The organism is Micromonospora saelicesensis (assembly GCF_900091575.1).
Classification (GTDB): Bacteria; Actinomycetota; Actinomycetes; order Mycobacteriales; family Micromonosporaceae; genus Micromonospora; species Micromonospora saelicesensis.
In genome coordinates, this window is record NZ_FMCR01000003.1 from 384005 (window position 1) to 398437 (window position 14433).

14 protein-coding genes are annotated in these 14433 nt (G+C 68.0%); 8 read left to right on the forward strand and 6 right to left on the reverse strand.

The window, feature by feature from the left end; translation table 11 throughout:
* The gene (locus GA0070561_RS14800) at positions 1–1329 is read right to left on the reverse strand and encodes an ABC transporter substrate-binding protein (protein ID WP_091400818.1); all 1329 of its coding nucleotides are present in this window, start codon (positions 1327–1329) and stop codon (positions 1–3) included.
* 283 nt (positions 1330–1612) lie between these two features.
* Here GA0070561_RS14800 and GA0070561_RS14805 point away from each other — a divergent pair, with 283 nt between their 5' ends.
* The 4 genes from GA0070561_RS14805 (at position 1613) to GA0070561_RS14820 (ending at position 7211) form a co-directional block, all read left to right on the forward strand.
* Positions 1613–3604: a beta-galactosidase gene (locus GA0070561_RS14805; RefSeq protein WP_091400821.1), complete on the forward strand. Its 1992-nt coding sequence runs from the start codon at positions 1613–1615 to the stop codon at positions 3602–3604.
* Positions 3605–3641: 37 nt separating this feature from the next.
* Positions 3642–4418, forward strand: coding sequence for a DeoR/GlpR family DNA-binding transcription regulator (locus tag GA0070561_RS14810; RefSeq protein WP_091400823.1), 777 nt, complete (start codon positions 3642–3644; stop codon positions 4416–4418).
* Positions 4419–5087: 669 nt separating this feature from the next.
* On the forward strand, positions 5088–6632 hold the full coding sequence (locus tag GA0070561_RS14815; RefSeq protein ID WP_091400826.1) for a chymotrypsin family serine protease: 1545 nt from the start codon (positions 5088–5090) through the stop codon (positions 6630–6632).
* Between the two features lie 78 nt (positions 6633–6710).
* Positions 6711–7211: a hypothetical protein gene (locus tag GA0070561_RS14820; protein WP_091400828.1), complete on the forward strand. Its 501-nt coding sequence runs from the start codon at positions 6711–6713 to the stop codon at positions 7209–7211.
* A gap of 14 nt (positions 7212–7225) precedes the next feature.
* Here GA0070561_RS14820 and GA0070561_RS14825 read toward each other — a convergent pair whose 3' ends face one another.
* The 3 genes from GA0070561_RS14825 to GA0070561_RS14835 all read right to left on the reverse strand — a co-directional run bounded on the left by GA0070561_RS14825 (position 7226) and on the right by GA0070561_RS14835 (position 8375).
* The gene (locus tag GA0070561_RS14825; RefSeq protein WP_141710375.1) at positions 7226–7759 is read right to left on the reverse strand and encodes a hypothetical protein; all 534 of its coding nucleotides are present in this window, start codon (positions 7757–7759) and stop codon (positions 7226–7228) included.
* 20 nt (positions 7760–7779) lie between these two features.
* Positions 7780–8028: a hypothetical protein gene (locus tag GA0070561_RS14830; protein ID WP_091402112.1), complete on the reverse strand. Its 249-nt coding sequence runs from the start codon at positions 8026–8028 to the stop codon at positions 7780–7782.
* Positions 8029–8102: 74 nt separating this feature from the next.
* Positions 8103–8375 (reverse strand): DivIVA domain-containing protein, encoded by a 273-nt coding sequence (locus GA0070561_RS14835; protein ID WP_091400832.1) that lies wholly within the window; start codon positions 8373–8375, stop codon positions 8103–8105.
* A 335-nt stretch (positions 8376–8710) separates the two neighbouring features.
* Between GA0070561_RS14835 and GA0070561_RS14840 the strand changes: the two genes are divergently transcribed.
* The 3 genes from GA0070561_RS14840 (at position 8711) to GA0070561_RS14850 (ending at position 11139) form a co-directional block, all read left to right on the forward strand.
* The gene (locus GA0070561_RS14840; RefSeq protein ID WP_091402114.1) at positions 8711–9580 is read left to right on the forward strand and encodes a helix-turn-helix domain-containing protein; all 870 of its coding nucleotides are present in this window, start codon (positions 8711–8713) and stop codon (positions 9578–9580) included.
* Positions 9577–9789, forward strand: coding sequence for a DUF397 domain-containing protein (locus tag GA0070561_RS14845; protein ID WP_091400834.1), 213 nt, complete (start codon positions 9577–9579; stop codon positions 9787–9789). Before GA0070561_RS14840 ends, GA0070561_RS14845 begins: the two co-directional genes overlap by 4 nt.
* 402 nt (positions 9790–10191) lie before the next feature.
* Positions 10192–11139 (forward strand): sporulation protein, encoded by a 948-nt coding sequence (locus GA0070561_RS14850; RefSeq protein ID WP_091400837.1) that lies wholly within the window; start codon positions 10192–10194, stop codon positions 11137–11139.
* A gap of 65 nt (positions 11140–11204) precedes the next feature.
* Here GA0070561_RS14850 and GA0070561_RS14855 read toward each other — a convergent pair whose 3' ends face one another.
* Positions 11205–11489, reverse strand: a complete 285-nt coding sequence (locus GA0070561_RS14855) for a hypothetical protein (RefSeq protein WP_373861193.1) — start codon at positions 11487–11489, stop codon at positions 11205–11207.
* A 269-nt stretch (positions 11490–11758) separates the two neighbouring features.
* A complete protein-coding gene (locus GA0070561_RS14860) occupies positions 11759–13801 on the reverse strand; it encodes a glycerophosphodiester phosphodiesterase family protein (RefSeq protein WP_091400840.1) in 2043 nt (680 codons plus the stop codon).
* Positions 13802–13992: 191 nt separating this feature from the next.
* On the opposite strand from GA0070561_RS14860, the gene GA0070561_RS14865 reads away from it, so the two are divergent.
* Positions 13993–14412, forward strand: a complete 420-nt coding sequence (locus GA0070561_RS14865; RefSeq protein ID WP_091402116.1) for a hypothetical protein — start codon at positions 13993–13995, stop codon at positions 14410–14412.
* Positions 14413–14433 lie beyond the last annotated feature (21 nt).

Here is a 14433-nt window from a genome sequence, read left to right on the forward strand (position 1 = left end):
TCAGTCAGTGAAGATCGACTTTTTCTGGTTCTCGATGGACGAGGTCAGGCCGCCGATGTCCTTGGGGTTCTTGATGAACTGCTGGAGCGCCGGGATGATCACCGTCGAGGCGAAGTCCGGCCGGGTGTCCCGGTCGAGGAACTGGGCGATCTCGGTGGCCGACCCGACCAGCTCGGCGGCCTTCTTCTGCAGGGCGGTGTAGCCGCCGACGTCCGCGCCACTGTTAGCGACGAGGACGGCCGGGTCGTTCTTGAGGTTGATGTCCGCGGCGGCCTTGCCACCGAAGTACTCCAGCAGCTTGCGCGCGTTGTCCTCGTTCTTGGGCTTGCGGGCCATCATGTAGCCGTCGATCGGGGCGTCCAGCGCCTTCGCGCCGATGGCCGGGTCGATCTCGGGGAAGGTGAAGAAGTCGAGATCGTCCTGCTCGTCGTTGCTGAACTGCTGACCGACGAAGAGGCCGAGCAGGTACATCCCGCTCTTCTTCTGCTGCAACGACTGCGCGGCCTCCTGCCAGGTGCGGCCGAGGCTGTCCGGCTGGTGCAGGGGGAGCAGACCGGCCCAGGTGTCGAAGACCTTCTTGACCTTGTCGGAGGTCCAGGCCTCCTTGCCGGCCATCAGGTCGATGTGGAACTGGTAGCCGTTGATGCGCAGGTTGAGGATGTCGAAGGTGCCCATCGCCGGCCAGCCGTCCTTGTCGGCGAAGGCGATGGGGATGAGGCCGTCCTTCTTCATCTGCGCGCTGAGCGCGGTGAACTGGTCCATGGTGGTGGGCACCTGGTAGCCGTGCTGCTGCCACACCGACTTGCGGTAGAAGACCGCCCACGGGTAGTACGTCGCCGGTACGAAGTACTGTTTGCCGTCGTCGCCGGTGGATGCCTTCTTGAAGGCGTCGGAGTAGCCGGAGAGCTTGCTCCACACGTCACTGATGTCGCTGGCCAGGCCCTTCTGCGCGAAGAAGCGCATCCGGTAGCCGGCGAACCAGGTGAACACGTCGTCGGGCTTGCCCTGTAGGTAATTGTTGATGTTCTCCTGGAACGTGTTGTGGTCGACGGTATTGACCGCGACCTGCACGCCGGAGGAGGTCTTGAAGCCGTCGGTGACCTTGACCAGGACGTCCTTCGGCTTCGGGTCGGACTGGTTCGAGCCGAGCGACACGTCCTTGCTGGACCCGCCGGAGCCGGAGTCGTCGCCGCAGCCGGCGAGCAGGCCGGTGCCGAGCAGCGCGCCCGTGCCGGCCGCGCCGGCCAGCAACGATCGTCGGTTGATGCCGGCGACTGAGGGCGGTACGAGCCGAGCCAGGTACTCGGCTTGGGATTGGGGACGGGACATCTGTGCCTCCTGCGGATGAGAAGGAGCTACGCCCAAGGGCCTCAGGGGTGGTGAAGGCAGGTCCAGCGTTGTGATCACACATTGAGATCCACCGAGAATCCACATTGGCGAACACGAACGGCCATTGGGGCCTCAAGCTACTCTGCGGTCGGGCGCTGTCAAGAGGGCAGTTCGCCTCTGATAACCCAGTCGTGACACGGCCGTTACCTGGTAAACGTTGGAAAGAAGCTCGATGTTGGAACCTGTTGACTTCAGTGGTCTGGCGGGTGCACCCTCAGCTGTCATGCGGCGATGGCAGGGTGACAGCATCTATTTCGGCGGCGACTACAACCCCGAGCAGTGGCCCGAGGAAACCTGGTCCGAGGACGTCGACCTGATGCGCCGGGCCGGGGTCAACCTGGTATCCGTCGGCATCTTCTCCTGGGCGTTGCTGGAGCCCACCCCGGGGCGGTTCGAGTTCGGCTGGCTGGACCGGGTGCTGGACCTGCTGCACGACGGCGGCATCCAGGTCGACCTGGCGACCGCCACGGCCAGCCCACCGCCGTGGTTGACCCGCGAGCACCCGGAGACGCTGCCCCGCCGGGCCGATGGCGCGATCCTCTGGCCGGGGGGACGACAGGCGTACTGCCCCAGCTCACCGGTGTTCCGCGAGCGGTCGCTGGAGCTGGTGCGCGCGGTCGCCGGCCGGTACGCAGAGCATCCCGCCGTGGTCATGTGGCACATCTCCAACGAGCTGGGTTGCCACAACGTGCACTGTTACTGCGATGTCAGCGCCGAGGCGTTCCGCGGCTGGCTGCGCGAGCGCTACGGCGACCTGGACCGGCTCAACGACGCCTGGGGCACCGCGTTCTGGAGCCAGCGCTACGGCGACTGGGCCGAGATCAACCCGCCGCGTACCGCACTGACCTTCGCCAACCCGACGCAGCAGCTGGACTTCCTGCGGTTCTCCTCCGACGAGCAGCGCGCCCAACTGCGCGCCGAGCGCGAGGTGTTGCAGACGCTGGTCCGGCAGCCGATCACCACCAACTTCATGATCGGCTTCGGCATCAAGCACATGGACTACCACTCCTGGTCGCCCGACGTGGACCTCGTCTCCAACGACCACTACCTGACCGCGGCCGACCCGCAGGCGCACCTCGGTCTGTCGCTCGCCGCCGACCACACCCGGGGCGTCGCCGGCGGCGACCCGTGGCTGCTGATGGAGCACTCCACCAGCGCCGTCCAATGGCAGCCGCGCAACGTGGCCAAGCTGCCCGGGCAACTGCGCCGCAACAGCCTCGCGCACGTCGCCCGCGGCGCCGACGGAGTGCTCTTCTTCCAGTGGCGTGCCTCCCGGGCCGGCGCGGAGAAGTTCCACTCCGCGCTGGTGCCGCACGCCGGGCCGGACACCAAGGTGTTCCGCGAGGTCTGCCAGCTCGGCGCGGACCTCAAGGCCCTCGCGGAGGTACGCGGCAGTCGGGTGGACGCCGACGTGGCGATCCTGTTCGACTGGGAGGCGTGGTGGGGTGTCGAGTTGGATTCGCACCCCAGCGTCGACGTCACCTACACCGACCGGCTCAAGGCCCTGTATGACTCCCTCTGGCGGGCCGGCGTGACCGCCGACATCGTCCACCCGTCGGCCGACCTCAGCGGCTACCGGCTGGTCCTGGTGCCGACCCTCTACCTGGTCCGGGACTCCGACGTCGACGCGCTGCACCGGTACGTCGCGGCCGGTGGCACGGCGGCGGTCACCTACTTCAGCGGCATCGTCGACGCCGACGACCACATCCGGTTGGGCGGCTACCCGGGCGCGTTCCGGGAGTTGCTCGGCGTCCGGACCGAGGAGTTCTTCCCGCTGCGCGAGGGCGAGCAGGTCCACCTCGACGACGGCAGTACCGCCGACGTGTGGACCGAGTGGGTGCACCCCGACGGCGCCGAGGTGCTCGCCTCGTACACCGATGGGCCCTTGCCGGGCGTGCCGGCGCTGACCCGGCACCGGGTGGGCGACGGCGTCGCGTGGTATGTCGGCACCCGGCTGGACGAGCCGGCCACCGATCGACTGGTGGCTCGGCTGCTCGCCGAGGCCGGTGTCCGCCCGACGGTGTCAGCGCCGTCCGGGGTGGAGGTGGTCCGCCGCCGTGACGGCGACCGGACCTGGCTGTTCGCGATCAACCACACCGACACCGAGGTACGCGTGCCGGTGCACGGCGTCGAGCTGTTGACCGGAGGACACTGCGCCGGTGAGCTGGCACTGCCGGCCGGTGAGGTGGCGGTGGTCCGTGAGGATCGGACCTGATTCTGACGACAGTCACGGCGCGAAGGAGGTTCCCCACATGCTCGCCCAGCAGCGGCAGACCGCCATCCTCGATCTGATCCGCCAACGTGGCGGGGTGCGGGTGAGTCACCTGGTCAGTCGATTCGGCGTGTCCGACATGACGATCCGGCGCGACCTGGAGGTGTTGGCCGAGCGCGGCCTGGTCGACAAGGTGCACGGCGGCGCGACCCTCGCCGGGCCCGGCTCGGCCGAGGAACCCGGATTCGCCGCGAAGTCGATCCGCCAGCAGGCGGAGAAGCGGGCCATCGCCGAGCGGGCGGCGACGATGGTGGAGCCGGGGATGGCCATCGCGCTCTCCGCCGGCACCACCACCGCCGCGCTGGCCACGCTGCTGTCCGACGTACGCGGGCTGACCGTGGTGACCAACTCGATCCCGGTGGCCGACGCGCTCTACCAGAACCCGCGCGCCGACCAGACCGTCGTGTTGACCGGGGGCATCCGCACCCCGTCGGACGCGTTGACCGGGCCGGTGGCCGAGGCGGCGATCAGCGCGCTCAACGTTGACCTGCTGTTCCTCGGTGTGCACGGCCTCAGCCCACGGACCGGCTTCACCACGCCCAACCTGCTGGAGGCCGGCGTCAACCGTTGCCTCATCGGCGCGGCCCGCCGGCTCGTGGTGCTCGCCGACCACACAAAGTGGGAGACGATCGGCATCGCCACCATCGCCCCGCTGGAGGCCGCCGACGTGCTGATCACCGACCGGGGGTTGCCGGCCGAGGCGCGCACGACGATCGGCGAACAGGTCGGGGAACTGGTGATTGTGGAACCTGATTAGTGGTGAGGGTCCACCAGAGCGTGTGTCGAAGTCGGCTGTGGGTGCCCGAGGGTGGGAAGCGGGGCACCGGTGGAAGTTCCATCAGCCAGCACGCCGGACAGGTTCCCGACGCCCCGAAGTCGCCGTAGCGCCCCTCGACGCCCACCCTGCTCAGCGGAGGCCATGACACCGTTCCCCGCCTCGGTCGGGCGGTGGCGTGGGTTTGTCCGTCTCGCCGGTGACAGCAACAACCGGCCCTGCGCCATCAAGCGGCATAGATGCCTGCCGCTGGCCGGACCGGATGTCACCCACCGTGACCGACGGTGCTGCCACTCGTCACGCCGCCCGATCCGGCTGGCACACCACGGCTGATCACCGTATTCGCGGTGTGGAGATCACCTCGGCCGTCATCGTGAACGCCCGTTCAGGCCGCGCGCCCATGTCGTTTGAGTGACCCCGTTCCTACCGTGGCGCTCCAACGGTCGCCTTCGGGGCAGCGCGACGCAACGCATCCGTCAATACTCATTTTTGCCAATGATCATTGGCACGAGAAGTGGTGGGCGCCGCGCTCGGAACGCGGCGCCCGTGGCCCCACCTCAACCCACTGGAGGATGCATGCAGGTCCATCGAAAAGCGTACCCTCTACCCGGTCCACGAAATCGGCGACGCCCTGGCGTACGCAGGCTCGCGGTGGCGATGGCGGTCTGCCTCGCACCGGGAGCTGCGGTCTTCGTGCCGACGGTCTCGTTCGCGGCGGTGCCGTCCTTCCACACCTCGCTCGACCCGAGCAAGGTGAAGGAGTCGATGCAGTACCTGGTCAAGACCTTCGGCGTGTCGGAGGCCGAGGCGCTGCGGCGGCTTGAGCTCCAGAACGACGCTCAGGCCCTGCATGCCATGCTCAGCGAGCAGAGCGCCGCGTCGTACGGTGGCATGTCGCTGGACCACGACAACGGTGGTGTGCTCGTCCTCTCGACGACCAGGCCTGCCGACGTGGAGGCCTACGTCGCGTCCATGCCCGACCGGGCGCACGTGCGGACCAGGACCGTCAAGCGCTCCCTCCAGGCGTTGGAGCAGACCCGCGAGACGCTCGCCAAGCAGGTCGGCGAAGGAGCCGACTCGGTCTACGTGACCTCGGTTGACACCGAGAACAACTCGGTTGTCATGTGGGAGCGGGGCTGGGTCGCCGAGAGCAAGAGCAACGGCACCTGGGCCGAAAAGTCGGGCAGGAACCGGCCGACGACAGCCGTACCCGGCGACCAGCGCCTGGCGGTGTCGGCGGAAAAGTCCAAGGCTGACGCGGCCGTCAAGATGGTGCCGACCGCCGTCGAGCGGCGCGTCCTGCCGGAGCCGAAGCAGTCCTACACGCCCTACATCGACTGGGGGACCTGCCATCCGCTCTACTGCAAGTCGGTCTACGGCGGCATGCGGGGTGGTCTTCGTCTGAACATCAGGCGCGACAACGGCACGACGGGCGGCTGCACGGCAGGGTTCAACGTCCGGTCGGGCGGCGGCGACGTGAACGGCTGGGGATGGGTGTTGACGGCCGGTCACTGCGTCGTCGGCAAGACCAACACCGTCAAGGTGCACCATAACGGGTACAACATCCTGAACCCGCACGGTGTCGCCGGCGGTTACTACATGGAGGTCAACTCCTACCCGTACGACTTCGCGTTCCTCAACTACATCAGTGGCACCGAGTCGGGTGCCTGGCTGGAGAACTGGGGCGGTACGGGTTACCGGAACAGCGTGCTGAAGTACTGCCGCAACGGCGGTCAGGACAGCAACGCCGACACACCGTGCGGCAACCAGGCAACCGAGGCACGGGTGACCATCAACGGTTACCACGCGCTGAGCGCGATCGGTTCCGGGTGGATCGTCTGCGCGTCCGGGAGCGGGTCCGACACCGCCAACTACCCTGAGTCGTACGATTCGGGCGCCGGCGATGGCTATCTGGTCGGCACACGTTGCGGCCGGGTCCTGTCGAAGGACGTCGGGATCAACACCGACGTGTGTGCCCGAGCGGGCGACAGCGGGGGGCCGTTGTTCAGCCAGCTCGACAACAAGGCCTACGGCATTCTCGAAGGCGACCAGCAGAGTCGTAGCGGTCCATGCGCCTCGGGTGAGAAGAACAACTACACGGCCATCAGCAAGATCTACGAGCTGATGGAGACCTGGAGGACGAGCGGCTACACCGGCGGCGCGATCTTCCGACTCATCACGGGCACCAACGGCTGACGACTGGTGCGGGCCGTCCTCGTCGGACGGCCCGCACGCCTATCCGGCAGACCAGGACTCGAACAAGGGAGCAGGGCCATGATTGCGGTCAAGGTGCGAATCACGGCGATCGTCGTCGTGGGCCTGGCCCTCGTCGGGATGCTGAGTTGGGTGGCCGGCTCGTGGCCCGCCGACCAGACCCGGGCGACCGTCGATCACTGCTATGTGACCCACGATCGGCTGGAGGCCATGCACAGCCGGTGCGTCGGCAACTGGACCCGCGGCGGCCGCGGGCAGCAGGGGCCGATCCACGGCGTCGACGTCCAGGAGTCCTGGAAGATCATCGACGAGGAACCCAGCAGCGCGTACGAGTGGGAGGTGGCCGTCCCGGCCTCGGCTCGACAGCCACGCGTACTCGCCGACACCCGGCAGGCATGGACGTTGTCGCCGCGTGCCCTGCCCTGGGGCCTGGTCCCTGCCGGCCTCGTGGCGCTGCTGGCCGCGCTCGCCTGGTTGATCACCGCTACGGTCAGGGCACCGAGGCCGGCGCCGAGGCCGGCGCCGAACGCGCCGGCCGAGTCGGCCGCCACGCCCGCCTGACAACACGGATGCCGCTAGTGGTCGTTGAGCATGAACAGGAGCGTTCGATGCTCCAGGTCCAGGAACGCCACCCGCCAACGTGTCGACGGCAGTGTCTCGTTGTAGATCTCACTGTGCAGCCAGCGGGGCTTGGCCGGGACGAACGGTACGAGGTCCGGTCGCACGTCCGTCGGCGTGTGCGAGTGGAGAAGCTCAGCCGGGTCGATGGATGCGAACGGCACGAACGCGAACTGCTCGGCCAACCTGTGCGCGTCCTGCGGACGCAGGACGATGACGCCCTGGTACTCCCAGTCCGTTGGACCCGGCACCCGTGAGCACGGATCGCCCAACGCGCGCGCCTGCCAGTGAATCTCCGAGTACTCACCGACATGAGGAAGGTCCTCCGGTGGGTCCCAGCGGCTGACCCGGACCTTCGCCTCGTCGGCCTGTCGTTGCTCCTGGCATCCACGCGTCTCGTCCACGGCAGCCGTGTTGCATCCCGCCAGCACCAGCACCAGCCCTGCCGCCGCAGCCAGCACGGCCGGACGTGCCCGTCTCCCCGTCGTCATCGCCCAGATCGTAGATCGGTCTACGGATCGTCGTCGGGCAGGCAGGCGCCGACGTGGTCGGCCTCCCGCGCGCATCGGCGGCGATCGGGCATGATCCGGTCGCAGAAAACCCAATGTCGTACGTGCTGCGCGTCCTCGGCCGAGACGGTCGTGCCGCTGACGTCGACCTGCGGCGTGGAGGCCAGGGAACGGGCGAGTGTCCGCGCCAGGTCCAGTGCCTCGGCCAGGTCGGTGATGCCCACCGGCAGGTGGATCACATAGCGAGGCATCTCCGTGTACGCCTCGACGGCGAAGCGCGGCAACGGCGTGAAAAGCCCGCTGTACTGGTGCTCCCATCCCGGGCTCACGGCCGACGCCGCTCGGACCAGGCGCTCTGCCAATCGCGCAGCGCGCGCTTGACACGAGCGTTCTCCTCGCTGAGCCGAGCCACATCGTGGTGCAGCGTCGCCAGGTCGAGCGCGACGCGGTGCAGGAACCGCCGTACCTCCCTGGCGTCCAGGCCTCGTCGGCTGAAACCGACGACGGTGAACTGCCGGTCGCGGACCTGGCTCGGGTGCAGCCGAGCCAACCGAGCGCCGCCGTGGAGTGTGCCGTCGTAGAGAGTGCCTCGGGTCATTCATCACCTCGCGCGTCGTCGACAGATGGGCGGGTCAGGGTCGCGAAGGCGCCCTTCGCCGTGGTAGTTATTCGTCAAGTCGGTTCGGAGTCGGGATTCGCACATCCCGACGCTCTAGTTGAGACCCGACGAGAGCCGGTATGCGCCTGCCACTCGCGAGGCTGTCTCTCGTCACCTTCTCGGCTGTTGGCACAGCCGCGGTTGCCGTGTTTGCACCGGGAGTCCCCGGGGGCCGGCGATCACCCTCACCCGCAGGCCACGTTTCCAGTGGCCTCGGTGTTGGTGCAACGACACCAACGGAATTTGTCTTGAGGGTCCGCGAGGAGAGGGGCACCATGCCCGCCAGGCGTGAATCGTTCGTGCAGACATTGCGTGCCCAATGGCTCGGTCAGCAGATGCGGCAGTTACGGGAGCAACGCGGCATCACTCTCAAGCAGGCCGCCGAGTTCCTGGAGCGCGACTTTTCGTCCATCGCCCGCTGGGAGCGCGCCGAGTGGCCGTTCCGGCGCGGCGTTGTCGTGTCGCTGCTTGACCTCTACGGCGAGCACGACGGGCGCGAGCGGAACCGCTTCATCCAGCTCGCCGAGGATGCTTGGCGAACGGATCGGTGGGACGACGACTATGACGAGTTGGTGGACGCCTCATTCATCGATTTCCCCTGGCTGGAAAGCAGGGCTGAGCGCATCTACTCGTGGGATGCCTTCCTCATGCCAGGCCTCATGCAGACGCCGGCTTACGCGGAGGCAGTGATCCGTAACGCGGAAGGGGAGGGCGCGACAGATTTCTCGGTCGGTAAGTGGCTACAACTCAGGATTGACCGTCAACGTGTGCTTACGCGGGACCCGACTGTCCGCGTGGCGGCGATCATCGACGAAAGCATACTGCGCCGACCCGTCGGTGGCCCTGCCATCATGCGCGGCCAACTCCACCACCTGGGCGAGTTGATCGGGCAGCCGAACATCGATGTCCGCGTGTTGCCATCAAGGGTAGGGCTGCACGCCGGTCTCGATGGCTCGTTCGTACTCTTCGGGATGCCCAAGCCATACCCAGAGGTTGCCTATGCCGAGACACTGGGCGGGCGCCGTTTCATGGAATCTCCAACGTCGAAGCGCTACGCCCTTGCGTACGATCGGCTTCGTGCTGTCGCGTTGAATCGGCGCGAGGCGGCCGAGCTGATCGCGGAGATCAAGGAGGAACTGCCATGAGTGAAGCCTTGCCTGCGGTGGCATGGCATGTCAGCACCCGGAGCAATAGCAACGGCGGTAGCTGTGTCGAGGCGGGGCCGGTCCTGGATGGTTCCGGCCGAGTGGCGGTGCGCGACAGCAAGGATCGCGCGGCAGCGACGCTCGTCTACCCGGCAGGCGGCTGGATGGCCTTCGTCAATGGGGTGAAGGGCGGCGATTTCGCGCCCTGATGCATGATCCACTCGGGTTGCAGGAAGTCGGGGTGTCACCGCGACCAGGACACCCCGACTTCCGTGAACCCGAGTCGATCACCTCCGCTGGTGCCATCTCTCGGCGTGCGGCAGTGCGGAAGTTCCGTCTGGGGCTGCGTTCGGCGGCCCGCGTCGCCGTCGACGCTCTGACCAGTCGCCAGACTGGTGGGCTGTGCAGCGGAAGGCCGTACGCCTGATTCGTTTGCGACATCAGCTCCAAAGGCTCGTCGACGGACGTCCCGCCCTCCGCTGACGCTGAACGGGAGGCGGGCATCGAGCGGCCGGCGCTTCACAGCCACCTCACAGGGGTGCTGGATAGGGTGCCGTTCGAGTCAACGTCCGACTCCAACCTGGAGCGGTCGGCGTCGCACAGGAGTTCCGATGGTCTTCAAGAAGATGTTGAGCGCGTTCGGTGTGGGCGGTCCCAGCGTGGACACCGTGCTGACCAACCCCAACACCCGGCCCGGCCTGACCCTCGACGGGCAGGTCAACCTCGTCGGTGGCGACGCTGAGGCAGCCATCGAGCAGGTGGTGATCGGCCTGGTCACCCGGGTCGAGGTCGAGGGACACGACACCGAGTACGCGGGCACGATGGAGTTCCACCGCATGGCGGTCAGCGGTGCGCTCCAGCTCGCCCCGAAGCAGCAACTCTCGATCCCGTTCCAGCTGCCAGTGCCGTGGGAGACCCCGATCACCGACGTGTACGGCCAGCGCCTGCACGGCATGACGATGGGTCTGCGTACCGAGTTGGCGATCGCCCGCGCGGTCGACAAGAGCGACCTGGACCAGGTGGCGGTGCACCCGCTGCCGGTGCACGAACGGATCCTGGAGGCGTTCCAGCGGCTCGGCTTCCGGTTCAAGCACGCCGACCTGGAGCGTGGTCACATCCGGGGCGTGCAGCAGACGCTGCCGTTCTACCAGGAGATCGAGTTCTTCGCCTCCCCGCAGTACGCGAGCACCATCCGGGAGGTCGAGCTGACCTTCGTGACCAGCCAGCGTGGTGTGGAGGTCATCCTGGAGTGCGACAAGCGCGGTGGGTTCCTCAGCGCCGGGCACGACGCGTTCGGCCGCTACCAGGTGTCGCACACCGACGTTGACCGGGTGGACTGGGCGCAGGTCGTCGACGGTTGGCTGCGCGAGACCACGTCCCGCTACGGCAGCCTGCGCTCCCAGTACGGCCCGAGTCACGGCCACGGTCACAGCCGTGGGCACGGCATGGGCGGCATGGTGGCCGGCGCCGCGCTGGGTGTCGCTGGCGGCATGATCGCCGGCGAGATGATCGAGGAATCGTTCGAGGGTGACTTCGGCGACTTCGGCGGCGACGAGTAGCCGTTACAGACATGGCGGTGGCCTCCGGGAGGATCTCCCGGAGGCCACCGTGCACTGTGAACCGGTCAGTGCCGGGCCTTGCGCTCCTCGCCGCTGCGCCAGTTGCTGCCGGCCTTCGCGAGGCCACGGCTACCGAGGTAGCCAAGCGTCAGCAGGGTGATCAGGAACCAGGCGTTGTCGGCCCGGAAGATGTCCACCCCAGCGGAGTTCTGACCAACGACCTGCGACGCGCCCAGTACGGCGGCCACCGCGATCAGGTAGATCCAGAACTCGGTGGTCTTGAACGCCTGCTTGGTCTCCGTACCGGGTGCCTGCATGTCGTTGCGGCGCCCGTCATGCATCACCGGCATCTGCTGGGTCTGCATGTCCCGCATCTGAGCGGGATTCTGCGGGTCGTTCATGGGCCGGTTCATCGGCCGGGTGGAAGCAGCCTGCGTGCTCATCTGGTCCTCCTCAGGATGCGATGAGTCGTACCTGCATTCCCTCGCCCCGCTACCGCGTTTCGGCCACGGCACGGTTCGCTTTCGTGGCGGGGACAACCCCCGACTACCCGAGGCCCCCGAGCAGGTAACACCGATCGCCGGCCGGAAATCCGGCCGGCGATCGGGTGGTCGAAGGGTCAGCGCAGGCCGTTGCGGATCGCCACGCTCACCAGAAGGTCCGGGTCGTCGGTGATGATGCCGTTGACGCCCAGGTCGATGACCCGCTGCATGATCGTCGCGTCATCCACGGTGTACGGGATCACCTTCAGGTCGTACCGCGTCTGCAGGGTCCGAACGTCCGGTCCGTGGAAGTATGCCGGGTTCTCCCGCAGGTACCAGTCGGTCGAGGCGACGGTGCCCTGCTTCGGGTCGTGCACCTGCCAGTTGGCGGAGACCGTGCCAGCGCCCGCGGCCCGGGTCAGCTTGCCCAGGTCCTGGTACTTCCACCAGTCCAGTCCGCCGGTCCACGGGCTCTTCACCGACGGGTTGCCGTAGACCGCCTCCAGCGAGCACTCGTCGGCGAGGGTCGCGCACTCGTCCGGGCCGTACTGCCAGACCAGGCCGACCGTGCCGATCCGCCGGTCGAGCTGCCGGGCGTAGGTGATGGTGCGCCAGTCGAACGACTGGATGGTGGCCCGGCTGGTGAAGCCGGCCCGCTGGATCGCGTCGACGAGCTTGCGGGTGAAGCTGCGGTACGGCTCGGTGTCGTTCACCACCGGACTGATCTTCGTTTCGATGTTCATTCCGATGTCGGTGCGGCCACTCGACTTCACCAGGGCGAATACCTCGTCCAGGGTCGGGATCCGGGCACCGGGCGTGGGCACCTGGGCGGGCAGCTCGGGCAGCGTCTTCGTGCCGCAGTCCACGGTCTTGAGCTGCGCCAGGGTCAACTCGTGCACCGGCTTGCCCACGTACGGGAACTTCCGGTCTCCCGGGCGCACCGGGGCGGTGTCGACGCAGTGCGACCCGTTGACGGTGCGATCGTGCAGCACCACGAGCTTGCCGTCGGCCGTCACGTTGGTGTCCAGCTCAAGGGTGGAGACGGCCCGGTTGGACAGCGCGTTCGCGAACGCCGGCAGTGTGTTCTCCGGCCGGGTGGCCCGACCACCCCGGTGCGCCTGGATGTCGAACGGCGCGGTGTACGCCTTCGGCAGCCGGTAACCACGCTGCGCCAGCACGCCGCGCAACCGGTCCGGGTAGTCGGTGATCATGCCGTCCACGCCGTCGTCGATCAGCTTGGTCATGGTCGGCACGTCGTCGACCGTCCACGGGATCACCTTGATCCCGTAGCGGTGTGCGTGGGCGACCATCTCCTTCGTGACGTACGGCTTGTAGCCCGGGTCGGTGACAGTGCCGTTCTGCGGGGAGCCGTGCACCGGCGAGAAGGCGCTGGCGCCGAAGCTTCGGATCGCCTTGATCGGGTCGCCGCCGAAGTCGTCGATGTCCAGCCCGCCCAGCCACGGCGACGCACCCGGCTGACCGGTCTGCAGGAAGTCGTAGTTGGTCAGGGCGACCAGCGGCAGCTTCGGCTCGACCTGGCGCATGCGCATCAGCGCGCCCCAGTCGAAGCTCTGGATGGTGACCTGCTCGAGCAGCCCGGCGGCGCGGATCTCGGCCGCGGTGACCCGGACGAACTGCTCGCGGGGGGCGGTCTCGGTCGGCGCGCCAGCCTCGACCTTGGTCTCGACGTTGAGCTTCACGTCCTTCGCCCGGTAGCGGTTGACCAGCGCGAAGACCTCACGCAGCAGCGGCATCCGGGCACCCGGGACGGCGAGCTGGCCGGGCTTGTCCGTCAGCGTCCTGGAGCCGCAGTCGAGCGAGCGCACCTGGGCCAGGCTGAGCGTGTTGATGTACTTCCCGACGTACGGGAACTCCGGGTCGCCGGGCGTCACCGGGGTGGTGTCGACGCACTTGGTGCCGGTGACCTTGCGGTCGTGGGTGACGACGGCCTGGCCGTCCTCGGTGATCTGCACGTCCAGTTCGAGGGTGCTCACCCCGAGCTGGAGGGCGTTGCCGAAGGAGGCGAGGGTGTTCTCCACCCGCAACCCGAGGCCACCTCGGTGGGCCTGCACGTCGAATGTCCGGTCCGGTCGTGGCTTCGCCTGGGCGGGCACCGCGAGCCCGGTCGTCACCGTCGCGGCCACCAGGGCCGCGACGGCGGTACGGCGTACTGTGCGCACGCTGTCATCCCCTCCTGCCGGCGGGCATCTCCCACCGGTCGCGGGACAGCATGGACATCTCGGGCTGCGGGCAGGCGGCCAGCGGGCGGCGTGACGGTGAACCGCCGTGGACGACCTCCCGGTCACGCCGGGTTTGGTCGGCCGGTGGCCGGGCACCCAGTCAGTTCCACAGCTTCTGCGAGGTGATGGACGTGCGTGAGGACGACATGCGGCAGGACGCCGCCCGCGAGGCCGAGGATCGGATCGCCGGTGGCGTGTACGGCAAGGGCGCCCTCGACGAGGTGACGGTGCCCCGCACCGATGTGGAGAGTCAGATCCAGCGCGATGACCCGTTCGATCCGGCGAAGGAACGGATCGACCCGCAGGTGCTGCGCGACGGTGGCCCCGTCGGCGGGCAGGGCGCGGTGACCACCACCGGTGGCACCGCCGGGCCGGCGAGCGTACGCCGGGTGGCCCGACAGCCGGAGCGACACCCGGGCAAGGTAGCGCCGACCACCACCGGTGATGCCACCACCGGCGGCCTGAGCACCCCGATGGGCGGTGGCACCAGCGACCAGTCCACGTCGGCGACCGGCCCGGCAAAGTCCATCAGGGACAAGTCCAACGACTGACCCCGCCCACCCGCCCCCTTG